The organism is Shewanella septentrionalis, assembly GCF_025370265.1.
Lineage (GTDB): Bacteria > Pseudomonadota > Gammaproteobacteria > Enterobacterales > Shewanellaceae > Shewanella > Shewanella hafniensis.
This window is the reverse complement of the sequence record NZ_JAMTCC010000005.1, coordinates 37,412-63,703: the sequence shown is the minus strand read 5'-3', so window position 1 is coordinate 63,703 and position 26,292 is coordinate 37,412. Positions and strand designations below refer to the sequence as shown.

Here is a 26,292-nt window from a genome sequence, read left to right as displayed (position 1 = left end):
TCAAAAATTAACTTGAATGATCGTTCAAATAATAATATCTTGAATGCATATTCAAGAATGGGACTGAGAAAATGACCACACAAACCACGCCAAATTCCTTGGCAAATCTGTTCGAAACCTACTCGCTTAATGACACTATTACCTTAAACAATCGTTTCTTAATGGCACCTTTGACCCGTTGTATGGCCGATGCCGACTTAGTGCCAACCTATGATATGGTTGCCTATTATGCACGCCGCGCCGAAGCGGGTTTGATCATCACAGAGGCGACCATTATTCGTCCCGATGCCCAAGGTTATCCAAATACCCCTGGTATTTTTACTCAAGCGCAAATTGCTGGCTGGCGCAAAGTGACCGATGCAGTACATGCCAATGGCGGTAAGATTTTTGTGCAGTTATGGCATACGGGTCGTGTTGCACATCCACACTTTTTTGGTGGTGGCGATGTGCTTGCTGCATCAGCACAGAAGATTGAAGGCAGCGTGCCAAGAATGCGTGAGCTAACTTATGTCACGCCAAAACCTGCCACACTCGAGGATATTCAAGGCCTAGTGCGTGATTACGCCAAAGCGGCGGAAAATGCCATTGAAGCTGGCTTTGATGGCGTTGAAATCCACGGTGCAAATGGTTATTTAATTGATACTTTCTTACACCATGACAGCAATCGCCGCACCGATGAATACGGTGGCACTCCTGCCAATATGTCCCGCTTTGCGCTTGAAGTTGTCGACGCTGTTGTGGCTCGTATCGGCAAAGACAGAACTGGTCTGCGGATTTCACCAGGGGCTTATTTCAATATGGCGGCAGATAGCCGTGACCGCGAAGTGTTCGATTATTTCTTACCTGAGTTAGAGTCGCGTGATATCGCCTTTGTGCATATTGGGATTTTCGATGACAGTATGGAATTTGACTATCTTGGCGGCAGAGCTTCAAGCTATGTGCGCGCACACTATGGCAAAACCTTAGTGGGAGTTGGAAGCTACAGCGCTGAAACTGCCAGTGAAGCGATTGCAGCGAATAAGTTCGACTTGATTGCTATCGGTCGTCCATTCATTGCTAACCCTGACTATGTTGCTCGCGTGCGTGATGGCGTTGAACTTGTACCTTACAGCGACGAAATGCTAGCAAGCTTAGTGTAATTTCACTTAATAGCCGAATAAAGAAAGGGTTAGCATTGGCTAACCCTTTTTGTTTGTCTTTCTCGCGTTTTTATTTAATCTGCTTTAACTAAGGATCTAAGTGCGGTGAGCTTTTGCTGGGCGATGCCGAAAATGCTCTCGGGAGAATATTGCCCTTGGCTAGGCGTGGCCGTTTGCGACAAACTGCCTGCGGTTTTACCAAGCAGCAACTCCATGGCTTGAGTCACATGGGTAATGGCCCAAATGTGGAACTCACCTTGCGCTACTGCATCGACAATGTCTTTACGTAGCATAAGGTTAGCCATGTTCGAAGCTGGAATAATCACCCCTTGATCTGACGTACGGCCTTTAATTTTGCAGACATCAAAGAAGCCTTCAATTTTCTCATTCACACCGCCAATGGGCTGGGCCTCACCAAACTGGTTCATCGAACCTGTGATGGCAATATCTTGCCTTAGTGCTTGCTCGCTAATGGCCGAGATAATGGCGCAACATTCGGCCATTGAGGCGCTATCGCCGTCCACGCCGCTGTAAGATTGCTCGAAGGTGAGGTAAGTGGTGAGCGGGATTTGCGCTGTTTTACCTAACACTGAGGCTAAATAAGCGGTTAAGATCAACACGCCCTTAGAGTGAATTCGCCCCCCTAGTTTGACTCTGTGTTCGATATCCATCACTTCACCTTTACCAAAGGCAGTGGTTGCTGTGATGCGATTGGGCATACCAAACTGATGATCTGAGGTCGAAATGACGGATAAGGCATTGATTTGTCCAACCACTTTGCCTTGAGTGCTGATCAAGGTGGTGCCGTTGGTAAAGCTCTGCATTATGTTATCGTGCAGACGCGAGACTCTTTGTTCTTGATTTCGAAGTGCTTGCTCAACGTGCGGCACTAAAATTTGCTGACTGGCCGCCGATTTAGCGCAGTAGTTTGATTCCCGCAGCAGGTTGGCAATATTGGCCGAGTGTAGCGACAGTTTTTGTTGGTCCTCGGCTTCCCGCGAGCTGTATTCGATGATGCGCGCTATGGCGGCGCGATCGCAGTGCAGCATGTTGTTGTCGTGGACTATGCTCGAAATAAAGCGGGCATAGTGCGCCTCAGAGGCGGCGGTTCTGTCCATCACATCTTCAAAATCGGCGGTAACGCGAAATAGCTCGCTAAAGTCAGGATCATAGTGTTGAAGCAGCTGATAGGTTTCATGATCGCCAAACAGGATGATTTTCACATCTAAGGGGATAGGCTCGGGCGCCAAGGAAATCGTACCCGACAGCGACACTTCCCGTTCGAGTGAGCTTAAATCCAGTTTGCGTGAACGCAGGGCGCGCTTTAGTCCGTCCCACACATAAGGGCGCTCTAATACTTTAACGGCATCCATCAATAACACACCGCCATTCGCCTTGTGCAGGCTGCCGGGACGGATAAGCGAGAAGTCGGTGAACACTGTGCCTCTAAATGTGGCGTTCTCCACATAGCCAAATAGGCTGTGATAACTCGGGCTTTCTTCGACGACTATGGGGAATTTTTGAGTGCCTTGGCCGACCAAAACGTTAACTTGATAGCGACGGGGCATTTTCTTTTCTAGGGAAGCGTAGGCTAGGCCCAATTGCTCTTCGCTTTCTTCTAAGAAAATATCCAGATTATCTAAGATATCCGCCTGCATACCGGTTAAGAAAGTGCGCGCTTCTGGCTGATGCTTGAACTTATCTTTAAGTGGCTTAATAAAATGGATTAACACTTCTTTGGCGACTTGCTCGTCATGCTCTTGCTGCTTGTCGCTAAATTCTTCTTCCCATTCTGTGATTTGGCGAATAATCCCGCGCAGTTTGACTTCTAGGCCATTGATATTGCTTTCAAATTGGCTGCGTTCAGCATCGGTCAAGGCTTCGAATGAGGCTTCGTCGTGGGGCTCTTCACCATTGAGGGCTAACATTTGATAGTCGCCCTGCATAGTCAAGCTGAGGCTGATGCCTTTTTGTTTTGCTTCTTCGGTTAATTCTGTGAGTGCGACTTCTTGTTTCTGTGATAGCTGGCTTTTGAGCTTTTCGGTGCGAGCATAATACATTTCATTATCAAAGGCTAAAGGTAAAGCTTTGACAAGTTTTAGCATTAATTTTTCGACGGCTTTTTTAAATTCAAGCCCAGTCCCCGCGCTCAGTTTGAGCACTTTAGGGCAACGGGTATCATCGAAATTAACCACGTAACACCAGTCGTACAGCGTATGATCGCTTGGCTTGTGACGGCTTAAATAGCGCAGCATCATAGTGCGTTTGCCAAGGCCGTTCTGGCCGATGGCGTAGATGTTATAACCCTTTTCTTTAATCCCCATCGCAAACTCTACCGCTTGCTGGGCACGTTCTTGGCCGACAATATCATCAAGTGGAGTGAGCTCGGCTGTGGACTGGCAATCTGTGCTTAATTGGTCTAGTTCGCAAATGCGATACAGTTGTTTACTGTCGAGTAGGGTGGCTTGGCTTGATACGACGTCAGTGGGCATAAATATCCTTGGTTTTTCAGCCTTATTATTTCCATTGTAGACAATAAGATAGCATTTTTGTCAATCAAAACTCCGTTATTGCTGATTTATGCCTTTAGGGATAGTTATCTGCTGCTCACAAAGTGCTGTAGCACTGCGGTCAGGCTTAATCGGTTAAGTCTAACTAATTGTTACGCAATAAACTTATCCCAATACTGACTCGAAAATTTTGTGCTAAAGTAGCAAAGGTAATGTCAGCGGCGCTTTACTGTGCTATGGCACTTTGAGTGGTCTCGGAAAATCTATCTAACCTTGATGGTTTGACCTCTCCAGCCTTAAAAGGTGGCTATGATGGGCACGGTTTAATAGCTAAGATTGGCGCCAATTGAGATGTAGTTAATTGATGTTAAAAGTAAAATTTTATGATGTTTTACCGCTTGATTAACGCTTTCCCTTTGGGGCTAATTTGAGCATGCGTTTGGGGTCTTATGGTGTTTTTTGCCGTGGGTCGATTGAGCAGTAACTAAGTATTAGTTGGCAAGATGATGATAGATGTACCTATTTCGCAGCAAGATCTTGATAACTGGTTGAAAGATGTAAACTTGGTTGCCGAGATATCGAACAGTAAAGCGACATTAATAGCATGGAATGCTGCGGGTGAACTTAGCAGTATGTTAAGTTCAGATTCTGCGGCTGACAGTGAAATCCAGGCAATACTCTGTCATTTAAGCGGCAATCACTCGGCGAAAACCCTACCTAGTGCAACATTATCAGCGGCGACATCATCAATAGCCACACAGTCAAAAGTTGTTCCTTCAAATACGACATCGACACTCTCCTCCAATACGTTTGAAACTTCCTCTGATGCTCAGTTAGCCCAAGAACAGTTGATTAGCCCAAACGAGTCGATTTCGGTATTACCGCGATTAGGTCACCATCAAATCACTACGTCATTATCTGTGTCAGAGTTAACTGAGCTTGTCAGGCAGTCGCAATTGATCATAGATACTCGGCAGCACTCAGATTGGCGAAGTTGTAGCTCAATCGGCAGTGTGATTTGTTTGTCTCTCGCTTGGCCATCTGGGGCAAATTTTGGCTTTTTATGTTTTTATCACCATGAGGCTCAAGGCGTAGATTCGAAAACGCTGCGACTTGCCAAGCTCATCAGCGATAGCATTCAACACCGGCTAGGCGAGATATTAAGCCAACACAGTGCAGCAGAAGCATTAAGCCGAGGTGCGCCATCGAATATCGATACGGTCGACTTACAAAGTTTTATCGATAGTTTTGAAGAACATATTTGGATGAAAAATGCCGCTGGTATTTACACTCTCTGTAATCGCAGCGTCGAAAAAGCGTGGGAAATGCCCCGCTGCGAGATTGTCGGTAAATCCGATGCCGAACTTTTTGGTGAGGATATTGCGGATATTTTCCTAGAAGGTGATAGGCTCGCTATCGAGTCTGGCATGCCTATTATTGTCGCTGAGTGTTTAGATGGCGGTGAAACTAAAAATCATCTTTGGTTAGAAACGCTTAAACTCCCAACCTTAAATCCCCACGGTGAATTTGTGGGCGTTATCGGTATGACTCGCAATATTTCTAAGCATAAAGCGGTTGAAGAGCAGTTGACACTGGCGACCAATGTATTTAAAAACTCGGTCGAAGGCGTGGTTGTGACCGACAGACACGGCAATATCACCGACGTTAACGGCGCATTTTTTGAGATCACAGGTTATGTGAGGGAAGAGCTGCTCGGTCAGAATCCACGGATTTTTAGCTCGGGTCGCCATGATAAAACATTCTTCGACAAACTGTGGAATGCCCTGTTGGCAAACGGTAAGTGGAATGGTGAAATCTGGAATCGGCGTAAAAACGGCACTATTTTCCCGCAAAATATCACCATAAGTACGATTTATGACGAAGTCGGTGATGTGCGTTATTTTGTCGCGGTATTTGCCGATATTTCTGCCCAGAAAGAGAATGAAGCGCAGCTTACGCACTTAGCCTATTTCGACCCGCTAACGCATTTGCCTAATCGCATGAAGTTTATGATGCAGCTCAAACAAGAAGTGCGACAAGCTAAGCGGCTGAATTTGCAGTTAGCGACTGTGATGATTGATGTCGATTTGTTTAAGCATATCAACGACAGTTTTGGCCATAGCATAGGTGATGAAATGCTGGTCGAGCTTGCCAAGCGTTTACGCAGCCAAGTGGGCGATCAAGATGTGTTATCACGTATTGGTGGCGATGAGTTTGTGGCATTAATTTCGGGGATCGACAATAGCGAAGATGCTACGGTTGCCATTCATCAATTGCGGCAAGTGTTTGAACAACCGTTTATTGTGAGCACAGGCGACCACTTGCGTTTGACCGCGAGCATGGGTGTTTCCTTGTATCCAAGTGATGGAGCCGATGCGGACACTTTACTGCGTAACGCCGATGCGGCCATGTATCGCGCTAAAAATGATGGCCGCAATAATTATGCTTTTTATACTGAGTCCTTAACGCAACAGTCTTTTGAACATCTTAAGCTGCAAAGTGCCCTCTATGGCGCGATTGAGCAAAATGCCTTGTACTTGATGTACCAGCCAAAACTCGACTTAGTGTCTCGAAAAACCGTGGGATTTGAAGCGCTGCTGCGTTGGCACGATCCTCAACTGGGTTTGATTTCTCCCGCGGTATTTATACCCGTGGCAGAAAAAATTGGTCTTATCCATGAGATAGGTTTATGGGTGCTAGAAACCGCCTGTCGTCAGGGCATGCGTTGGCTTAGTGAAGGTAAACATTTTGGCCGCATTGCGGTGAACGTGGCCGGACAACAGTTACAGCGCAGCTCCTTTGTGGATGATGTAAAACGTGTCTTAGCTGAAACTGGCTTACCCGCCAAACACTTAGAGCTTGAAGTGACCGAAAGTGTGATGATGCAAAATCCCGATCTTGCTATCCGTGACTTAAAGTTACTTGGCGATCTGGGCATAGAATTATCGGTCGATGACTTTGGCACCGGTTATTCATCGCTGAATTATTTGAAAAAACTACCCATCCATAAGCTGAAGATTGATCAATCCTTCGTGCGGGATATTCCCTTCGACACTAACAATACCGCGATTGCTAAAGCTGTGATTGCGCTTGGACATGCGTTGAAGCTCGACATTATCGCCGAAGGAGTGGAAACCAAAGAACAAGCCGATTTTCTGCAACAAAATCAGTGCGATCAAGCCCAAGGTTATCTCTTTAGCCGTCCGCAACTACCAGAAGATCTCGACGCATTTCTATCGTGATGTTGGCGTATTGCGAGTCTGATTGTAAGTCTGACTCATACTGGGGTTGATTTAGTTTCGCCCGATAGAACCACAGGGCTAGCGCTATGGCGCTAGTCGCTTGGGTTTGTGTCTGCTAAAATTCTGGCCATTATTTTCAGTGGTTAACCGCAATGTCCTTTAGTGCCTTATCCTTAAACTCCACCTTAGTGAATACCTTAGCGAGTCTTGGCTATGAGTCGCCAACGCCCATCCAGCTAGAAGCGATCCCTGCCATCTTGACCAAACGGGATGTGATGGCTGGCGCCCAAACGGGTACAGGCAAAACCGCGGCGTTCGCCTTGCCCATCTTGCATCATTTGTTGGCTCTCAGCCCCGCGCAAGAGCTAACAGCGGCAAGACCCGTACGTGCATTAGTCTTAGTGCCGACACGTGAGCTGGCAGTGCAGGTACAGCAGAGTTTTGTTAAGTACGCTAAAGGGACAGATATCCGTGTTGGTATCGCCTACGGCGGCGTGAGTATCGATGCGCAGGTCGCTGTGTTTAATGCAGGGATTGATGTGTTAATTGCTACGCCGGGCCGTTTACTCGACCACCTCAGACAAGGCGCATTGAGTCTTAAGCAATTGAGCGTGCTTGTGTTTGATGAAGCCGACCGTATGCTCGACATGGGTTTTATGGATGAAATTCAAGCCGTGATCAAGCAAGTGCCGAGTGACAGACAAACGCTGTTATTTTCTGCCACCTTAGATGCCGCCATCTTCAGCTTAAGTAAAACCTTACTGCGCGATCCTAAGTTGATTGAAGTTGCCAAGCGCAACACGACCGCTGCCGAAATTGAGCAAGTGGTTTATGCCGTCGACGCAGACCGTAAAACCGAACTCGTCAGCCATCTGGTACGCAGTAAAAACTGGCATCAAGTGCTGATTTTTAGCCGCACTAAGCAAGGTGTCGATAAATTGGTTCAGCAACTCAATAAAGCCGATATTAGTACTCAGGCGTTTCACGGTGACTTATCCCAAGGTGCGCGCGAGAAAGTCTTGCAGGAATTTAAACAAGGCAAGATTCAAGTGCTAGTGGCCACGGATGTTGCTGCCCGAGGCCTAGATATCGTTGAGCTCAAGTATGTGATTAACTTTGAGCTGCCTTTTATCGCGCAGGATTATATTCATCGTATTGGCCGCACAGGCCGAGCGGGCAGTGCAGGGCTTGCCATCACCCTTTTTAGCCAAGAGGATGCTCTATTACTGGAAGAAGTCGAAGTCGTATTGGACAAGCGTTTACCGCAACAATGGTTACCCGGCTTTGAACCCGACTTTAATAAAATGGACACTGAACCAAGGCGTAACGGCAAAGCGGCCCAAAAACAACGTGCCAAAAAGCGCGCTCTGGGCGGTAAGAAGCGTTAATTTTTTATAGGAGTTTGTGTAGCGGTGTAAAGTTAATCATGTTTATCGTTTCACCGTCAGTTAGCGTTTTAGTATGATTCGGCCTTTTTGAATTGTTTTTTGGGGTGTTGTATGAAGCGATTGATGCTGTTTTTGGTTTTTATCTTGTCTATTCCTTCCGTGATCATCGCTGCATTTGTCTTTGAGGATATAGGAGGACATATTTTATTCTCTTGGTTCTCATTGACCCTTGGTCTCATCGGGATTGGTGGAATATTGAGATTTAGAGAGGATCAATTTTTAACATACGATATCGTTGAAGGAACTATTATTTCACTGGATGAAAATACCAGATACAGCCCAGAACATGAGCACTTCAGGTACCAACAAATTTTCATTAATCCGGTTGTAGAATATTTTTGGCAAGGAAAGCGTTATACAAGAGGAACTCTGATTAATTATGACGAACAAGCTTACACTCGGTTTGGACCTCAAATCGGTGACAAGATCAGTTTATGTGTTCCAATCAATTGCCCTGAAGAAGCGATTGAAAACAAATTCCTATCTAGATATATACATTTAATCATTGGTTTAATTTCTATTTCGATTTCAATCGCACTTGCTGTATTACTCTTCTCGTACTGATTTTTGCCGTTTTCATAGGTTTTAGTGATGGCGGAGCCAATCGTTAGCAGCAATGCGTATGTCTTAGATGGTCAAGTCCAAGCAGGTGATCTGAGTTATATATCTCATTCTCAAACTACCCAAGCTAGAAAATCTCAAACCATCCGAGCTAGCAAAGCTTAATTGTGGAAATAAAATCTCAAATTGCGTTCCATGAGCAGAGCAAACAAAAAGGGCTTAACCTTGCGGTTAAGCCCTTCTGGTAAAATTGGTGGAGGCGGCGGGACTTGAACCCGCGTCCAGAACACCTACATCCAAGGCACTACATGCTTAGTCTCTCTTTTAATTAACCCGAATAAACTCCGAAAGACAGGATTTCATCGGGCGAGTCCGGTACTATTTCGCGGTTCACCCCCGGACGGAGTTCCCTCGCTATCAAATGTAAGATGACCATCTGTATACACTGCCCATTTGAGAGACCTGTGTCAGATGGCTAGCTAGCCTAAGCTGCTAGAGCGTAGTTATCGTCGTTTGCAACTATAACTTTGCGGCTTTTTACGAGGCCAACCGCCCCTCGGCATGCTCCCAGGGTTTCGTGAATCCTGTCGAATCCAGAATCGCCCCCAAGAATTTGATTGTAACCCGTAGCATAATGATTACCTAGCATCATTTGCTTCAAGTTCAATCGTTTGTTCATTATCCGTGCGTTTTTTCTTTTTTCATCACACGGGCTTTTTCAACTTCCCATTCACGCGCTTTAGTATCTTCGCGCTTATCGTGATCTTTCTTACCTTTACCTAGGCCAATTTCCACTTTTACCCATGCACCTTTACGCCAGTACATTGAGATAGGAATGATAGAGTAGCCTTGGCGCTCGACTAAGCCAGCCAGTTTATCTAGCTCTTTACGGCTGAGTAGCAATTTTTTTAAGCGTAGTGGGTCGCAGACAACGTGTGTCGAGGCCGTATTCAAGGGAATAATGGTGCAGCCATGCATAAAGGCTTCGCCATTTTTCAGGAATACGTAACAGTCAGACAAGTTGACTTTACCCATACGGATAGATTTAACTTCCCATCCCATGAGGGATAGGCCAGCTTCCATTTTTTCTTCGAAACGGTATTCGAAGGTTGCGCGCTTATTACGTGCGATAGTCGCAGGCGCGGCTTTGCTTGATTTTTTCTTTACCATAGTGGCGCCATTATACGCACGGTTAATCAATTTGGTATTGATATAAGGTTTTATTTAGCTAATTTCAAGCCTCTATCGCGTTGTTGCTGTTTTTTTGAACGCGATTAGGCTGTTGAGTATCAACCTAAGTGCACAAGGGGTGCGTTTTTTACGTATCGTGATAAAATCCGTGCAAATTTTGATTGCTTGCCTAAGTTGTTCATCTTGCGTGCGTTCTTTTTGTGCGTACGAGTTTGTTTAGGTCGCTGTGAATACGTTAGTGAAGAGTGCTAAGTCCTATGCCGCAAATTTCTCGAAGTGTGTTAGTCCGTTTTAGTGCGATGCAAATGTATGACTTAGTGAATGATGTCGAGTCGTATAAAGAGTTTTTACCCGGTTGTGTGGGTGGCAAAGTCTTAGAGTTTGACGGCAAAACTATGCTGGCATCTGTGGATGTGAGTAAAGCGGGGATCCGTAAGACCTTTACGACTCGCAACCAAGTGGTTCCTGGTAAGAGTATTGATTTAACATTGGAAAATGGACCCTTTAAGCATTTATTGGGGCAGTGGCGTTTTACTGAGCTGACTGAAGAAGCTTGCAAGGTAGAATTCGAGCTGAGTTTTGAGTTTTCAAGCTCGTTAGCCGATATGGCCTTTGGTAAAGTGTTTAATGATCTTATGGTATCAATGGTGACGGCATTTACGAGTCGCGCTAAGGTAATTTACAGTGACAAATGAGACAGATAAGTTTGTAGTTGATGTGGTTTACGCCTTACCTACACAGCAAAAAGTGATTTCGGTGAATGTGAATCCTGGCACGTCAGCGATAGAGGTGGTGCGTTTAAGTAACATAGTGAGCTTTTTCCCTGAGATCGATTTAGAGACGGTTAAGCTCGGTGTGTTTAGTAATGTGGTCAAACATGACCAAGTGATTTTACCTGGCCAAAGGGTTGAGATTTATCGTCCTTTGATTGCTGATCCTAAGGATGTGCGTCGCCGCCGTGCGGATAAAGCTAAAGATGAAGGCCGAGCGAATAAAGTGACGGGTGGACGAGCTTAATACGATTGGTATTAAGACTGATATCAGTTTGCCATCATTGCTCAATAAAAAAGCGCCCTTAGGCGCTTTTTGTATTTCATTTGACTGAGAAGAACATAAGCAAAGTTTAGGATTTTACTTAATTGGTTTTTGAACCTGTGCTTCTGTTTGGTTTTCTTTTACTAAGGGCTTGGCATCGGGACGCTGTGCAGGAATTTGTGGCACTAGCTCAGTTTTATTCCCCGTAGGTAAACTACTTTGCTCAAGTGGCGTATCAAATTCTTTGCTTAGCTCATAATCGCCATTTACTGCGGTCAGTTTATCACCCGTAAAGTGCAAAATGAGCTCTTTATGCGTAATGCTGGCATCGCGTCCACTCTTGTAGTGATACACATAGTACCAAGTATCGTCGGCGAAACTATCGCGTAATACTGGACGGCCGAGAATGTATTCGGCTTGTTCTTTGGTCATGTCAATGCGCAACTTTTCAACTTGTTGCGGTTCCATGTAGTTACCCTGTGGAATGTCGGGCTTATAAATCAACCAATCGAACACACTACAAGCACTGAGCGAAACAGAGAGCGCCACAGCGCTCAGCAGGGTAAGACTTTGCTTTTTATTGATCATTGTATGCGCTACTTCTGAAAATCTGGCGGCCATAATACCCAAGCATTCCCCCTCATGACAAGGGCAATCGGGCTTTGCTGCCGTCATAGATCGAATTGTGTGACTTTTCGACCTGCGATGTTGGCTTTAGTTCTCAATCTTTAAGGATATTTATTACTGGAAGTCATGTGGCAACTGTGGAGGTGTTTTTAGCCTCTTAAGCGTGCTGACAGGATTGTATAAAAGGAAATGAGGGCCAGATTTTTTCTTTAAAGCCAAGCAATTAGTCAGTAAGTCGATAAACAGTTTGTGTGGCGATAAACATAGTAATCTTGCTTAAATCAGATTAAAGTTGCAGATATGTTTTTATTATGTTCTTTTGCTGTAGCTTTGGTTATGGGTTTGCAGTGTTTGAAATAAAATATTGGGATAGATGCTTTGGGTTCTTTAGTTTGCGTAGGCACGGGTTTACAGCTGGCCGGACAAATCAGTGTGATGAGTCGCAGTTATATTGAGCACGCCGATGTGGTGTTTTCACTCCTGCCCGATGGTTTTTCCCAGTGTTGGATCCAGAACATTAATCCCAATGTCATCAATTTACAGTCGTTTTATGCTCAAAATGGCGAAGTGAAAAATCGCCGAGAAACCTATGAACAAATGGTTAATGCTATATTGGAGGCTGTGAGGGCTGGCAAGAAAACCGTTTGTGCGCTTTATGGTCATCCAGGAATCTTTGCCTGTGTTTCCCATATGGCGATTACGCGGGCTAGGGCAGAAGGGTTTTCAGCGAAGATGGAGCCGGGGATTTCGGCCGAGGCGTGTTTATGGGCTGATCTGGGTATTGACCCCGGCAGCTCTGGGCATCAAAGCTTTGAAGCTAGCCAGTTTATGTTTTTTAATCATGTGCCCGATGCGACAACCCATTTATTGTTATGGCAAATTGCGATTGCTGGTGAACATACCTTAACTCAGTTCCATACTACGAGTGACAGGCTGCAGATTTTGGTTGAACAACTGCATCAATGGTATCCGCGAGATCATCAAGTGGTGATCTACGAAGCTGCTAATCTGCCAGTTCAAGCCCCTAGAATTGAGTATTTGCCATTGAGTAAGCTGCCTGAGGCAAACTTGTCTCCGATCAGTACTTTACTGATCCCGCCAGCAAAAAAACTCGAATACAACTATGCTATTTTAACTAAATTAGGCATTAGACCTGAAGACTTAGGTTAATTGCGAGTGCTGTACTTCTGAGCTGAGTTCGGGAGTCATTATTTAAATAAGGAAAAGTATGTCTGCATTATCGGATTTTTTTACTCAGTTGGGTCAAGATGCACAGCTGATGGAAGCGTATCAACAGGATCCTGAGGCCGTTATGCGTGCCCATGGGTTAACTGATGAAGAAATTGCAGCCGTCATGTCGGGAGACATGGAAAAACTGAAAAGCTTGAGTGGCGATGGTGATTATCAGTCCTACTTAGTTATTTCCCATGGTAACGGTGAGTAATTGAAACTCCTGCGCGCTTTTTTGTGGTTATGTTCGGGTATATTTTGTATGCCCTTAATGGCTGCAACTATCAATTTTGATGAGGCGTTAGCAGAGCTGGAGCAACTACAACATACCGATCTACCCAGTGCTATTACTAAGCTCCATGAACTTGAAGCTGATTTCGCGCATATGACGCGTTTTCAACAAGGGCGCTTATTAGTATTTAAAGGGACTTCATTTATTTATTCAGGTCAATATCAAGAAGCCCTAGATAATTTAATTCAATCCGAAAATTTAGTTCAAAATAGCGATTATTTATTTTCTGCCTATAGCTATGAGGCAACGGCGTACATCGCCCTTAGGAACTTTAAAGATGCTTTTGTTGTAATGAGCAAAAGCCTAGGGTTAATAGATCGAATTGATAATATAGATATCAAACGTGCTGCATATCTACGTTTAGCCAGTTTGTACTCTGCAATGGGCATAAAAGAAGAGGTGGGGACCTACGCGGCTAAGGCACTATCACTTGCTGCAGCTGATAATGTAAAAGATATTTGTACTGCAAAGTTGTATTTATCAGTTTATCAATTAGAGCTTGAAATATATGACAAGGCATTTGATGAATTCCAGAACACACACGATTTTTGTGAGTCGAATGGTTTTCCATTGATTTCGTTTATTGCATTGAAAGGAATGGGGGAGTCTAAGTTAAGGTTGCAAGAATACACCTCTGCAGTTGCTTTACTTTTGAAAGCGTTAAAGGGGTACGAGTCTTTTAACTTTCAATTAGAAATTAATAGTGTCCATTCTTTGTTAGCCGAAGCATATTTTTCACTGGAGCAATTTGCTAATGCGGTCGAGCATGCCAAGTTCGTTACGTCATTACCTAATGAACCTAGTTATACCGAGTTAAAGCATAATGTCTTTAAAGTGTTAGCTGGCTTAAATGCTGAGAATAAACAGTTTGAACAAGCCTATGAGTATTCGAAAAAAGAGCAGTATTACAATCAGCTGATGTTTGATGACGCGAAAATGAAAACGTTAGCGTATCAGGCCGCTAAATTTAATGCCGATGAACAGGCGCGTGAGATCAATCTACTCAATAAAGAGCGAGAGCTTTATATCGCTCAGCAAACGGTAAAAGAGCGCGAATACACCAATATGCTGATGTTTATTACTATTTTAGTGGGTGGACTGTTCTTTCTCGGGATTTTGTTAGCGGTAGGCCAGATGCAGAAGCGCAAGTTTATGCGTATGGCGAGAATGGATGCATTGACAGGTATTTTGAATCGCGGGGCAGGGCAAGAGTTAGGAGAAAACCTTTTTGTGCAAGCCACGGCCCGCGGTGGGGATTTCTGTGTCATTTTATTCGATTTAGATTTCTTTAAGCGCATTAACGATTCTTTTGGCCATGGTACTGGCGATTGGGCGCTTAAAAAGGTGGTTGATTCCCTTAAATCTCATATCCGAAATGGTGATGTTTTTGCTCGTATCGGCGGTGAGGAGTTTGCGCTTTTATTACCCTATGCCGATGAAGAGAAAGGTATGGAAGTGGCGGAGCAGTGCCGAGCCCGTATCGAGGCCATTGATACCCAACATTCAGGGCATAAGTTCGTCATTACGGCGAGTTTTGGCGTGAGTGGTTTAATGGCTGAAGATCTGAGTTTGGATCCTTTATTCCACCGAGCCGACATGGCGCTCTATGCCGCTAAGGCCAATGGTCGCAACACAGTAGTACGCTATTCTGACATATTAAAATGTGACAAGCAGGCAACAGATTTACGGCGTCATATCGCATCGCCCTCAGTGTAATGCAAGTCCTGTGAGCAATGTTGTCTTATCCAGAGTTGGCAAGCCTTTAGTGGTTTTATCCTTCCTTAGTTTATTGCTCGTTTTATATTTTGCAGCCACTCACTTACATGCAGCAACAGTCTAAGGTGTTTCTAAGTACCTAAGCTTCGTTTACTCAGCACTGTTGCTGCAGTTTACTTTCACAGTGCTTAAGTGATTTCACATCAAAAATTTCTCATTTTTAATGAATTGCCTTGACCTTGTTAATAAGTAAATGGGATATCATAGCTGTTAATTTGCCGAGCTGCGGCGAGGCAAATATATATGGAACACTGCGCATTCCTTTTTCCGTTGGAGCCTTCATGGAACAGTCGAGTTTACTCACGTCGGTGCTGCTATTTTTATTGGCGGCGGTTATTTTTGTTCCTTTAGGTAAACGTTTTGGCGCTGGCCCGATCCTTTCCTATCTAGCTGCTGGCATCATTTTAGGTCCTGGTGGCATGGCCTTAGTTTCTGATCCTGCTGCTGTGTTGCATTTTGCCGAGTTAGGTGTGGTGCTCATGTTGTTTGTGCTGGGTCTCGAATTGAATCCAAGTAAGTTATGGGAACTTCGCAGTGCTATCTTTGGTTTAGGTAGTGGCCAGCTGTTGTTGTCTTGGGCTGCGATTGGGGGCTTGGCTTGGGGCTTTGGCTTATCCATTGAGGCGGCGTTAGTGGTCGGCGCTGCGCTATCTTTATCATCGACGGCCTTTGCCGTGCAGTTAATGAGTGAGCATAGGTTGCTCACAACCCCACTTGGGCGTGATGCCTTTGGTGTTTTGTTAATGCAAGATCTTGCGGTTATCCCCATGTTGCTACTGACGGCATATTTGGCGCCTAATTCGGCGCAGATTGAGCATCATGCCGTGCCTTGGTATTGGACCTGTCTTGCCCTGATAGGGTTTGTGTTAGTGGGCAAATATTTACTGCCAAAACTCCTTAAGTTAGTCGCAAGTAGCGGGGTGCGTGAAGTGCTCACCGCCTTTGCGTTATTGTTGGTGATGGGCAGCGCCGAGTTAATGGAATGGCTTGGACTCTCTGCGGGTATGGGCGCATTTTTGGCGGGTATTATGCTCGCAAACTCAAGTTATCGACACCAACTTGAAACCGACATCGAACCTTTTAAAGGCTTATTGCTCGGGCTGTTTTTCATGGCGGTCGGTATGAGTATGGATTTGAAGTTATTACTATCAGATCCGTTACTTATCTTAGGTATTTTAATGGCGATTTTGCTGATTAAAACCTTTGTGCTGATGGTGCTGGGCCGCATTCGGCACCACAAATGGCGACCGAGTATTGCACTAGGGTTGATCCTTGCAGAAGGCGGTGAATTTGCCTTTGTGCTGTTATCTCAGGCACAGTTATCTGGCATTGTTGGCGATAAAATTGCGCAAGTCCTTGTGCTTGCTATTGGTTTGTCTATGGCGGTGACGCCGATATTGTTTACCCTGTTTCGAGCAACTAAAGCCAAAGTGGTGGATACTCGCTTGCCAGATACGATTAATGTCACCGAATCTGAAGTGGTGATTGCCGGTTTTGGCCGAGTAGGCCAGATAACCGGGCGTATTTTGGCCTCATCAGGTATCCCTTTTGTCGCCTTGGATAAGGATGCGAGTCATGTGGATGTGATTCGCAAATATGGCGGTGAGGTCTATTTTGGTGATGCCAGACGCTTAGACATGTTGATGTCGGCGGGGATCGCGCGCTCGCGTTTGTTATTGCTGGCTGTTGACAGTGTTGAGGATTCCATCGAAATCGCCCAGCAAGTGAAGACCCATTTTCCCCATATCCACATAGTTGCGCGGGCAAGGGATCGTAACCATGCTTATCGTTTGATGAGCCTTGGGGTGACAGATGTCTTTCGTGAGACCTTTGGCTCGGCGCTCTCGGCCAGTGAGAAGATCCTCCAAGGTTTAGGTCTATCTCAGGTACAAGCCAACGAGCGGGTAAAAATCTTTGCTGAGCATGATAAGAAACTGGTGATTGCGAGCGCAGCTCATCAAAATGATTTAGCGACGTTAATCAATCTATCGAATAAGGGTAAGGCAGAGTTGGAATCCCTTATGCGCGGCGATAGGGAGAATGTGAGCTAATGTTGTCACTTTGATTTGGATATAAAAAGAGAGCATAAATGCTCTCTTTTTATTGGTTTAAAACATCAAATTTAACGCTGATGTTTAGGTGTTAAAAGCTATAGCTGTATTGCAGTTTGACGTTGCGTTCTTCACCCGGCATACCGCCTAAGAACATAGCTTTACTGTAATAGTCTTTATTGAGCAGATTATTGATATTAAGCTGGATTTTCCAAGAATCAGTACTGTAACTCACCGCCGAGTCGACAACGGTATAGCTAGGCACATAACCGTCTGGAATACCAAATGAGCTAGAGTGTGTACTACGATCATCGACAAATTTAGCACCAAGGCTTAATTCGATTGGGCTTGATAAGCTAAACCAATCGGCGCCATAGGTCACCCAAGCACTGGCAGTGACATAAGGTACGCCTTTTTGTCGGCTATTGTAGGTTAAAGTATTTGGATTTTGTTTATCCCTTGCATCTTGGTACATGCCGTTGAGGTTAACGCGCCATTGATCATTAAGATGGGCATTGAGATCGAGTTCAACTCCCTGAGTATCTTCGCTACCATCATAAAAATACACGGGTACTTCTGGTCCTGATACGCCTACTTTATATTCTTCATTCGTATAAGGCACATTGGTTCGTGAGCTTTTAAAGAGCACCAATGATGCGAGCATTTGATCATCAAAGGCTTTAAAGCGCATACCCAGATCATTGCTTACCGATTCTGAATCTTCACGGTCAGTATTTTTGCCGGTCACAGAGCCTAATATACTGTAAGCCGTGCGCCCCTTTGAGTGGTTCACAAAGAAAGATAAATCGTCCGTTGGCATATAAGTTAAACCTAGATTATAGGTGATGCCGTTATCCGTAGTGTCCTCTTCCTGCGTCGCAGCAGCTTGACTTGCACTATAGCGTTCATCGACACCTAAGTGTTCATAACTTTGTTTTATCTCGTTAAAGGCAACGCCTACACGTGTGGTGAAGCCATGTCCTAAATATCCCACGTGTTGTACACCTAAACCCCAAGCGCTGACTTTTTTGTCATAGTTCGCTGTCTTGAGTGGGTCATAGTCCTCAAACTTGCCTGTACCCCAGTTAGGATTACGGATGTCGTAAATATAAGGCAGGGAGCCTTGATAAGTAATTTCACCTTTCTTGTTTTTAAAGATTTGATCGGCATCGTAGATAGAATATTGCTGGAAGCGAATATTACGGTCTTCATAGTTGGCATTGACCAATAATTCATTGTCTATGTTACCAATTTGGAAGTCATAACGTAGATCGGCAAAGTACTGCCACGAAGTCTCGTCGGCATCGACTTTACGGTATTCCTGACGTCTTGCAGCAAAAGGATAAAGTACGCCATTTTCAACTAAAGGCGATCTAGGCTCTTCGTTAATCACCTCGGTAAGAACGTTTTTAACCTTGATGTTACGCTTCCAATAGACGTAGTTATAGGCGCCAGTTTGGCGGGCGAAACCTGACGTGTAGTCGCGATACTGCAATTGTTGATTGAGGAACAAATTGTCGCTGAAATAGATATTATGGGTCAGTTTAAATCTTAACTCTTCACCCTCATTGTCCTTCGCCATGGGTGAAATCAAGCCTGCATCACCAAACGAATAGGGGGTTAAGCCGTCAGCGCCCGACAACGAGGCCGCTAACTGCTGACGCTGTGCATCGGTGAGTTGTAGACCATTACCATTGGGATCATTGACCAGATCTTGCCACGTAACCTCGCCCGCGCCCTTGCCGCCGACAGATTCTGCATTGTAAATCCGAATCGGGTGACCAATTGAATCAACGGCAATAGCATCTTTGATGTAAGCGCCTGAAAGCATTACATCTTGGCTATCACTTAATACCCATTTTAAGGCGCCATAGATTTCGTCTCTGTCTGTACCGATATCGCGATACCCATCACTGCGGCCAGATTTAGCCACTAAACGGTAGGCGACATCATCACTCAGGCCGCCCGTGCTATCCAGAGCAAGGGAGTAGGTGTCCCATTGGCCCATTTCGGCGCTGAACTTATGCTTTGACTCAAACTGCGGTTTCTTTTCAATCAGATTGATCACGCCGCCAGCACTTCCCATGCCATAGAGTCCAGTCGCTGGGCCTTTTAATACTTCAACGGATTCAACGTTGGTTAAAGAGCGCGTAGGGTTGAAGGTATTTCCTAGGCCTGCACCGCCATACATACCGTCATAGGTGTAATTTGCGCCTAAACCACGGATGACTATGTTGTCACCAATGCCATAGTTATTTCCCGCTTGAGTTACGCCACTGATGTTACGGATCAAGTCCTGCAGATTATCTGTACCTTGGGTTTCGATCAGCTCTTGGTCAACAATCACTACAGCTGCTGGGGTTTCCATAAGAGACATGTCGGATTTAGTCGCCAGCCCTGAATTCTTCACTACTGAGTTCTGTCTGCCATAAACCGTGATGCGCTCAACGTTGGCTTCAGCATTTGCTGATATCGAGTTGGCTTCGGCGTGTGCGGTTTGTGATAAAACAGAAAGGCAGGCGAGTGCAGTTAGCGACAAACGAAATGGTTTCATTAATGGTTCCCCCAAATAAATAGGTCGCGAATAGTAATGATTTGCATTTAAGTTGGCAACAAATGTTTCAGCATTTATTGTCGAAATGTGCAGTGCTGCCAATAAATGCTGCACAAAGCATCTTTTTGAGCAAACCAGTAATGGGTTCTAGCAAGAGAGAAACGTCATAAAAGGGCTGTTTTACGCTCCATCCCGTTGTAATTTCAAATTTGTTTCATTTTTTTTATAAAAAAGTGATTTATTTTTTGAGTTAACCATTACATCCCACCTTGTTGATCGGGAAACGCAACCTAGTGCTTAGCGGGTATAACACTTAGTCATTATTGCGTTTACGTAAGCGTCAATATAAAACGGTCGTTTAAATTATTGGTGATGGTCGTAGTCATTATCATCATGATTTATATGGATTTAGCTTGCTTCCCTCTAGGTTAGTTCAAAACATCGAGTATTTTCTACTTAGGTCTAATAGGATAAAAATACTGTATTTATAAGTTTACATTTAGTTATTTAATTACGTAAATAATTACGTTGCATGTTGGTTGGTAAAGTTGTCTGACAAATTACATTCAACTTGGATTGCTAAATGTGATCCAAATATTTAATCCTTTTTTAATTAAGTGTTTAGATTTGATTTTTGTGCTTGGTCAGACCAATTTTAGTATGGGTTTTACTAAGGCTAATGCTCGTTTTTGTCAATCTTAGACTGTTGCAAATACAAACGTTTGTCGGTAAGTTTTAGTTCGAAACAAACATTTGATGGTTTTTTGGTGAGTTTATAAGCCGTAGTGATTGGGGATGCTACTGCTATATATGTCAGCGTTAAGCCTGTGATAGTGGAGCCTCTTGGGAGGGCATCAAGATGACGGAACACACTTTGAGTGAACAGCAATTGAATTCGACACTGGGTAAAGCTACAGCAAACGCCACGCTTAATATTGTGGGTCGTGACATTCCAGGCAAAGAAGTCATCTTTACCGAAGGGGCTGTCGCCTTGCTCGAATCCCTTTGTCGTGAGTTTGCCGACGAAGTACCTGCCTTACTCGCTAAACGTAAAGATAAACAAGCACGTATCGATAAAGGAACATTACCTGACTTTCTGCCTGAAACCCGCGCTATCCGTGATGGTGCATGGCAAATTCGCGGTATTCCCGATGACTTGCTTGACCGCCGCGTAGAAATCACAGGTCCCGTTGAACGTAAGATGGTGATTAACGCGCTCAACGCCAATGCCAAAGTGTTTATGGCCGACTTTGAAGATTCTTTAGCACCAAGCTGGGAAAAAGTCGTCGAAGGTCAAATCAACCTACGCGATGCCGTGCGTGGTGATATTGAGTACACAGCGCCGGACACGGGTAAGCACTATAAATTAGGGCCAAATCCTGCAGTGCTTATTTGCCGCGTTCGTGGTCTGCACCTTAAAGAAAAACACGTGCAGTTTAATGGCAAAGCGATTCCTGGCTCACTGTTTGATTTCGCACTGTATTTCTACCACAACTATCGCCAACTTTTGGCCAAGGGCAGTGGTCCATACTTTTATATCCCTAAGTTAGAAAGTCATATTGAAGCGCGCTGGTGGGCAAAAGTATTTGCTTTTGTTGAGGAAAGGTTTTGTCTGCAAGCGGGCACGATTAAATGTACTTGCTTGATTGAGACTTTGCCTGCCGTGTTCGAAATGGACGAAATTCTCTATGAACTACGTTCCAATATCGTCGCACTGAACTGTGGTCGCTGGGATTACATCTTCAGCTATATCAAAACATTAAAGCGTCATAGCGACCGAGTCTTACCGGATCGCCAAGCCGTCACTATGGATACGCCTTTCTTAAGCGCTTATTCAAGACTCTTGATTAAGACCTGCCACAAACGCGGTGCGTTAGCGATGGGCGGCATGGCGGCCTTTATTCCAGCCAAAGATCCGGTTCAGAACGAAGCCGTATTGCAGCGAGTTCGTCGAGATAAAGAACTGGAGGCGCGTAACGGCCATGATGGCACTTGGGTGGCACACCCTGGTCTTGCCGATACCGCTATGGGTATTTTCAACGAATACATAGGCCAAGATCACTGTAATCAATTACATATCACCCGTGATGTAGACGCGCCAATCCTGGCTAGCGAACTGCTTAAAACCTGCGATGGTGAGCGCACCGAACAAGGAATGCGTCTGAACATTCGTATCGCACTGCAGTATTTAGAGGCTTGGATCAGCGGCAACGGTTGCGTACCTATTTACGGCTTAATGGAAGATGCAGCTACGGCTGAGATTTCTAGAGCCTCAATTTGGCAATGGATCCAACACGGTAAGTCGCTGTCAAACGGCAAACTCGTGACCAAGCAACTCTTTAAAGACATGTTGGTTGAAGAGCTGTCGAACGTGAAAAAAGAAGTGGGTAGCGACAGATTCACCCATGGCAAATTCACCCAAGCGGCGGTATTGCTCGAAGACATTACCACCTCCGACGAGCTGGTCGATTTCTTAACCTTACCCGGTTACGAAATGCTGACAGCCTAGGATGAACCCATTTGCTTGAACCGTTTTATATCAATCAGATTTAGCTGTGGCGGGGCTACCGCCAACCAAACAATTTAGCAGAGTGAAACTGGGGGGCAGTTTCATGATAGCTACAACATCAAAGAGAAAGGAGCGACACTATGACTAAGGCAACGACTCAGACTTCACGTCAAGAGCAGATTGATGCAATCAAGAGAGATTGGGCAGAAAACCCACGTTGGAAAAACGTGCGTCGTCCTTACACCGCGGAAGAAGTGGTTGCACTTCGCGGTTCAATCGTGCCTGAGAATACTATCGCTAAGCGTGGTGCGGCTAAGTTATGGGAACTGGTTAACGGCGGCGCTAAAAAAGGCTATGTGAATTCGCTCGGTGCGTTAACGGGCGGTCAAGCGGTACAACAGGCGAAAGCGGGTATCGAAGCGATTTACCTTTCTGGTTGGCAAGTGGCTGCCGATGCTAACTTAGCCGGCACTATGTACCCAGATCAATCTTTATACCCAGCGAACTCAGTGCCAGCTGTGGTATCCCGTATCAATAACTCTTTCCGTCGTGCTGACCAAATTCAGTGGGGCAATGGCGTTAATCCAGAAGATGAAAAATTTGTTGATTACTTCCTGCCAATCATTGCTGACGCAGAAGCGGGTTTTGGCGGCGTATTAAATGCCTTCGAACTGATGAAGTCGATGATCGACGCGGGCGCTGCCGGTGTTCACTTTGAAGATCAGTTAGCTTCAGTGAAGAAATGTGGTCACATGGGCGGCAAAGTATTAGTGCCAACCCAAGAAGCGGTACAAAAGCTGGTTGCTGCACGTTTAGCGGCGGACGTGAGCGGTGTCGATACACTGGTTATCGCCCGTACCGATGCTAACGCGGCCGATTTGTTAACTTCAGATTGCGACCCATACGACCGTGATTTCGTGACTGGCGAGCGCACCAATGAAGGTTTTTACCGTGTTAAAGCGGGTCTTGACCAAGCGATTTCTCGCGGTCTAGCTTACGCACCGTATGCGGATTTGATTTGGTGTGAAACCGCTAAACCGGATCTTGAAGAAGCGCGGATTTTTGCTGAAGCGATTCATGCTCAATACCCAGATCAACTGCTTGCTTATAACTGTTCGCCTTCATTCAACTGGAAGAAAAATCTGGACGACGCCACTATCGCGCGCTTCCAACAAGCCTTGTCAGACATGGGCTACAAGTACCAGTTCATCACGTTAGCCGGCATTCATAACATGTGGTACAACATGTTCGACCTCGCTTACGACTATGCGCGTGGCGAAGGTATGAAGCATTATGTTGAAAAAGTTCAAGAAGTTGAGTTTGCTGCAGCGAAGAAAGGTTACACCTTCGTCGCGCATCAACAGGAGGTGGGCACTGGTTATTTCGACCAAGTGACTACGGTTATTCAAGGTGGCCATTCATCAGTGACCGCACTGACAGGTTCTACCGAAGAAGAGCAGTTTTAAGCAGTAAGCAGCGCTTAGGATGATCCATTGTGATTGTGGATCACTCCTCAGCACGCCTTACGTTGATGTATCTGGTGAGGCGTGGTTAAAAACTCGAAATAGAGGGCAAGGGCGGACTGTGATGAGTTACCGAGCTTGCAGCTTAAATATCGAGTCGAGTATGAAAGAGTGTTACCCGTAAGCCTGTGTTTAGCTGCTCTGCAGCTGTTATCCCCGTGCAGTTCGCCTACATGTGCTGTGCGGGTTTTTAAGTCAAATTTTGTGACTTAACTTCCTACCCAGTAAGTTTTTGCTTGCCTTAGCTTGGCGACTCTATGAGTCGCTATTTTTTTGCTTATTGGTTCACTATTGCGCTGATTAATACCAATCGTATTAAATATCTGTTCATTCAGCGGGAGTTCAACGCGCTTTAGACAAGGCGAAGGCTTGAAGGCATAGTGGTGCTCTGTCGAGAGCCTTGAACGCAGTATAAAGCGCGTTGAAACCCGCCCTTCGGGAGCCTCACAGGCATCCCACTCCCGTGTTGCATTGACTTAAAAGGGAATAACCATTTCTGCGTCAATGCGCCTTGGATTGAGATGCTTGTGAGGCTCTGAACTGATTAGATATTTAATGTGATTGGTATCATATGGTGCAACTCTGATACGACTTGGTGCAATAATCGGATTATTTTACAGCATCTTATTGCTATCTCATTGTTATTTAATAGCTATCAAATGTGGCCTGAAAAATGCTCTGAATACAGTGGGAAGTTATAGCGCATTAAAGCTGATTGCTGGCATTCACATTGAGGTTACCGCCATGAAATATTACAGTCGCCGTTTAGTTAAACCTGAACATTTAAATCCAGCAAATACCCTGTTTGGCGGTCAGTTGCTCAGTTGGATAGATGAGGAGGCCGCTATTTTTGCTGCCTGCCAGATGAAGAGCACTAGCCATGTGACTAAGCTGATTTCTGAAATCAACTTTATGACGCCAGCGCATCAAGGGGATGTGATTGAGTTTGGTCTGGAGCTGGTGAGTCTCGGCCACAGTTCTATTACTGTCAGCTGCCAAGTACGTAATAAGATGACGCAGGCGCCAGTGGTGAGTATAGATAAGATGGTGTTTGTGCATGTGAATGCCCAAGGATTGCCTGTGCCCCATGGTATTCGGGCGAATGCGGCTTAGCGGGCGCGGAGCTTGAAATGCGTGACGTTTGAATAGATAAGATACTTAAAAATGACAGTGACGCCTAGGCGTCACTGTCATTAGTCTTTGGTTAAATCTTCTTTTACCGACTTGACGGCATCTCGCGAGGCATGACCTATGGCTTTGGTGGTGTCTCGAGTCGCGTGGCCTATCTCAGTGGTGACATCTTTAGTGGTTGTGCCGATAGCACGGCCTGCGTCCTTTAAATCCGCACAGGCGGATGTAGCGAGTAATAAAGGAATAATAATGAGCGTCGCTTTATTCATTGTGATGCTAATCCTCAATTTAAGTTCGTAACTCAATTTACTGAGCCCTGCCATTTTTACAGTGCCAAATAACATTCGGGACAATATAACAGATCTTGAGCTGAATCACGCTATGGCACCATTATCTGCCGAGTTGTTGTCGTAATGTCTTTAGGCAAGTTTGAGCAAGAGGTGTGAAACGGATAGTGCGAAATGACGTCGGAGTTTAAATTTTATTAATTCAGCAAATAAAAACGCCAGTGGCGTTTTGCGCACTGGCGTCTAAGGTCGCTAAATAATACTGCAAAGATTATTCGAGTTTGGCTAAGCGTTGTTGATAGTCTTCAATCAGGTGCTGCATGATTTCTTCCGGTGCAGCATCGTCACAGCAATCATCTAAAAAGATTTTAAAGGTGACTAGGGCATGGCCGTCATTTTTGAGTCTGTCACTCTGCATCGAGAAGTAAGCATCTTCATTTTCGGCTTTACGAACCACGAACTTATTTGTTTCGAAGGACTTATCCCCAGAAAGCTCGTGCCACTTAGTGATGCGATTTAACGCGATTTCACAGGACTGGTTCATTTCAATATGATTTAACCAAGTAACGGGATGTTCAGGATCTTTGTAATGTGGACATCTAACTGTGTAGTTATATACATGGGTGATTGCAGTCATAGCGTACCTACCTGTTCGAGGATATTGTTGCCATCATAGGCATCGTTTTTGAATTCGGTCAATCATTAATTAAGTCTATTTAGCCTTGATGTTTTTTGACGGAGAAGGATAGTTACTGCATGAAAATTAACCATTTACTTAATCTGTCATGTCTCTATTTAGCATGAGTTTTATGCCAATAACTTTGTGCTAGATCTCAGTTTTGGGTGAAGTTTCGCTTTTGCTGAATTACTGATTAATAAAGCAACAACTTGGCCGTCAGTAAGTCTTATTGAGTGTAAGTGATAAAAAGAGTGAACCGCGGAGTAAGTAGGTTAATTAAGCTTTAGTGGGTGTAATACGATTAAGTACCAGCTTAAGTTGTCGCAGAGGAAACGCAGAAGGCAGAATGGACAGAGGCCCATTCGTTAGAACGGGCCTCTCAGCTGGCTTCATCTTTTGCAGGGAAAAAGCGAACTGGGGCCATCTTATCGGATCTGTAACAGTCTGTAACCCACAGAGATCACGTTTTTTATATCATTTTGCTATGAATATTTGAGGTTCAGATCC

Annotated in this window: 20 protein-coding genes and 1 other RNA gene; 13 read left to right on the top strand and 8 right to left on the bottom strand. The window is 45.0% G+C overall.

Annotation, left to right across the window (positions count from 1 at the left end; translation table 11 throughout):
- Positions 1 to 71: 71 nt before the first annotated feature.
- Positions 72 to 1,139: an alkene reductase gene (locus NE536_RS04015; RefSeq protein WP_261271872.1), complete on the top strand. Its 1,068-nt coding sequence runs from the start codon at positions 72 to 74 to the stop codon at positions 1,137 to 1,139.
- 74 nt (positions 1,140 to 1,213) lie between these two features.
- On the opposite strand, the gene NE536_RS04010 is transcribed toward NE536_RS04015, so the two are convergent.
- Complete coding sequence (locus NE536_RS04010) at positions 1,214 to 3,631, bottom strand: Lon protease family protein (RefSeq protein ID WP_261271871.1); 2,418 nt, start codon at positions 3,629 to 3,631, stop codon at positions 1,214 to 1,216.
- Between the two features lie 521 nt (positions 3,632 to 4,152).
- On the opposite strand from NE536_RS04010, the gene NE536_RS04005 reads away from it, so the two are divergent.
- From NE536_RS04005 to NE536_RS03995, 3 genes are all read left to right on the top strand, one after another.
- On the top strand, positions 4,153 to 6,891 hold the full coding sequence (locus NE536_RS04005; protein ID WP_261271870.1) for a putative bifunctional diguanylate cyclase/phosphodiesterase: 2,739 nt from the start codon (positions 4,153 to 4,155) through the stop codon (positions 6,889 to 6,891).
- Positions 6,892 to 7,043: 152 nt separating this feature from the next.
- A complete protein-coding gene (locus tag NE536_RS04000; protein WP_261271869.1) occupies positions 7,044 to 8,279 on the top strand; it encodes a DEAD/DEAH box helicase in 1,236 nt (411 codons plus the stop codon).
- A 111-nt stretch (positions 8,280 to 8,390) separates the two neighbouring features.
- Positions 8,391 to 8,903 carry a hypothetical protein gene (locus NE536_RS03995; RefSeq protein WP_261271868.1) on the top strand — a complete coding sequence of 171 codons (513 nt, stop codon included), beginning with the start codon at positions 8,391 to 8,393 and terminating at the stop codon, positions 8,901 to 8,903.
- 248 nt (positions 8,904 to 9,151) lie between these two features.
- Here the strand turns inward: NE536_RS03995 and ssrA are convergent.
- Positions 9,152 to 9,507: a transfer-messenger RNA gene (gene ssrA, locus NE536_RS03990) on the bottom strand.
- Between the two features lie 71 nt (positions 9,508 to 9,578).
- Positions 9,579 to 10,070, bottom strand: a complete 492-nt coding sequence (gene smpB / locus NE536_RS03985; protein WP_011790147.1) for an SsrA-binding protein SmpB — start codon at positions 10,068 to 10,070, stop codon at positions 9,579 to 9,581.
- 278 nt (positions 10,071 to 10,348) lie between these two features.
- On the opposite strand from smpB, the gene NE536_RS03980 reads away from it, so the two are divergent.
- Together NE536_RS03980 and NE536_RS03975 are read left to right on the top strand one after the other, a co-directional pair.
- Positions 10,349 to 10,786 carry a type II toxin-antitoxin system RatA family toxin gene (locus tag NE536_RS03980; RefSeq protein ID WP_028760728.1) on the top strand — a complete coding sequence of 146 codons (438 nt, stop codon included), beginning with the start codon at positions 10,349 to 10,351 and terminating at the stop codon, positions 10,784 to 10,786.
- Complete coding sequence (locus NE536_RS03975; RefSeq protein WP_106651167.1) at positions 10,776 to 11,108, top strand: RnfH family protein; 333 nt, start codon at positions 10,776 to 10,778, stop codon at positions 11,106 to 11,108. The genes NE536_RS03980 and NE536_RS03975 overlap by 11 nt, the downstream gene beginning before the upstream one ends.
- A 114-nt stretch (positions 11,109 to 11,222) precedes the next feature.
- Here NE536_RS03975 and NE536_RS03970 read toward each other — a convergent pair whose 3' ends face one another.
- Positions 11,223 to 11,714 (bottom strand): outer membrane protein assembly factor BamE, encoded by a 492-nt coding sequence (locus NE536_RS03970; RefSeq protein WP_006080835.1) that lies wholly within the window; start codon positions 11,712 to 11,714, stop codon positions 11,223 to 11,225.
- Between the two features lie 417 nt (positions 11,715 to 12,131).
- On the opposite strand from NE536_RS03970, the gene NE536_RS03965 reads away from it, so the two are divergent.
- The 4 genes from NE536_RS03965 to NE536_RS03950 all read left to right on the top strand — a co-directional run bounded on the left by NE536_RS03965 (position 12,132) and on the right by NE536_RS03950 (position 17,102).
- The gene (locus NE536_RS03965; protein WP_261271867.1) at positions 12,132 to 12,923 is read left to right on the top strand and encodes an SAM-dependent methyltransferase; all 792 of its coding nucleotides are present in this window, start codon (positions 12,132 to 12,134) and stop codon (positions 12,921 to 12,923) included.
- Positions 12,924 to 12,981: 58 nt separating this feature from the next.
- Positions 12,982 to 13,197 carry a hypothetical protein gene (locus NE536_RS03960; RefSeq protein ID WP_063882706.1) on the top strand — a complete coding sequence of 72 codons (216 nt, stop codon included), beginning with the start codon at positions 12,982 to 12,984 and terminating at the stop codon, positions 13,195 to 13,197.
- Between the two features lie 48 nt (positions 13,198 to 13,245).
- Positions 13,246 to 14,991 (top strand): GGDEF domain-containing protein, encoded by a 1,746-nt coding sequence (locus tag NE536_RS03955; RefSeq protein ID WP_261271866.1) that lies wholly within the window; start codon positions 13,246 to 13,248, stop codon positions 14,989 to 14,991.
- Positions 14,992 to 15,332: 341 nt separating this feature from the next.
- Positions 15,333 to 17,102 carry a monovalent cation:proton antiporter-2 (CPA2) family protein gene (locus NE536_RS03950; RefSeq protein ID WP_063882704.1) on the top strand — a complete coding sequence of 590 codons (1,770 nt, stop codon included), beginning with the start codon at positions 15,333 to 15,335 and terminating at the stop codon, positions 17,100 to 17,102.
- 91 nt (positions 17,103 to 17,193) lie between these two features.
- Here NE536_RS03950 and NE536_RS03945 read toward each other — a convergent pair whose 3' ends face one another.
- Positions 17,194 to 19,656, bottom strand: coding sequence for a TonB-dependent receptor (locus tag NE536_RS03945; RefSeq protein ID WP_261271865.1), 2,463 nt, complete (start codon positions 19,654 to 19,656; stop codon positions 17,194 to 17,196).
- 859 nt (positions 19,657 to 20,515) lie between these two features.
- Here NE536_RS03945 and aceB point away from each other — a divergent pair.
- Positions 20,516 to 22,165 (top strand): malate synthase A, encoded by a 1,650-nt coding sequence (aceB, locus tag NE536_RS03940; protein WP_261271864.1) that lies wholly within the window; start codon positions 20,516 to 20,518, stop codon positions 22,163 to 22,165.
- A 140-nt stretch (positions 22,166 to 22,305) separates the two neighbouring features.
- The gene (gene aceA, locus NE536_RS03935) at positions 22,306 to 23,631 is read left to right on the top strand and encodes an isocitrate lyase (protein WP_012588215.1); all 1,326 of its coding nucleotides are present in this window, start codon (positions 22,306 to 22,308) and stop codon (positions 23,629 to 23,631) included.
- Between the two features lie 266 nt (positions 23,632 to 23,897).
- Here the strand turns inward: aceA and NE536_RS03930 are convergent, their stop codons facing one another.
- Positions 23,898 to 24,101 (bottom strand): hypothetical protein, encoded by a 204-nt coding sequence (locus NE536_RS03930; protein WP_080514486.1) that lies wholly within the window; start codon positions 24,099 to 24,101, stop codon positions 23,898 to 23,900.
- Between the two features lie 331 nt (positions 24,102 to 24,432).
- Here NE536_RS03930 and NE536_RS03925 point away from each other — a divergent pair, with 331 nt between their 5' ends.
- Positions 24,433 to 24,801, top strand: coding sequence for an acyl-CoA thioesterase (locus tag NE536_RS03925; protein ID WP_006080843.1), 369 nt, complete (start codon positions 24,433 to 24,435; stop codon positions 24,799 to 24,801).
- Positions 24,802 to 24,881: 80 nt separating this feature from the next.
- On the opposite strand, the gene NE536_RS03920 is transcribed toward NE536_RS03925, so the two are convergent.
- Complete coding sequence (locus NE536_RS03920; RefSeq protein WP_006080844.1) at positions 24,882 to 25,088, bottom strand: hypothetical protein; 207 nt, start codon at positions 25,086 to 25,088, stop codon at positions 24,882 to 24,884.
- A gap of 289 nt (positions 25,089 to 25,377) precedes the next feature.
- On the bottom strand, positions 25,378 to 25,743 hold the full coding sequence (locus NE536_RS03915; protein WP_006080845.1) for a hypothetical protein: 366 nt from the start codon (positions 25,741 to 25,743) through the stop codon (positions 25,378 to 25,380).
- Positions 25,744 to 26,292: the final 549 nt, after the last annotated feature.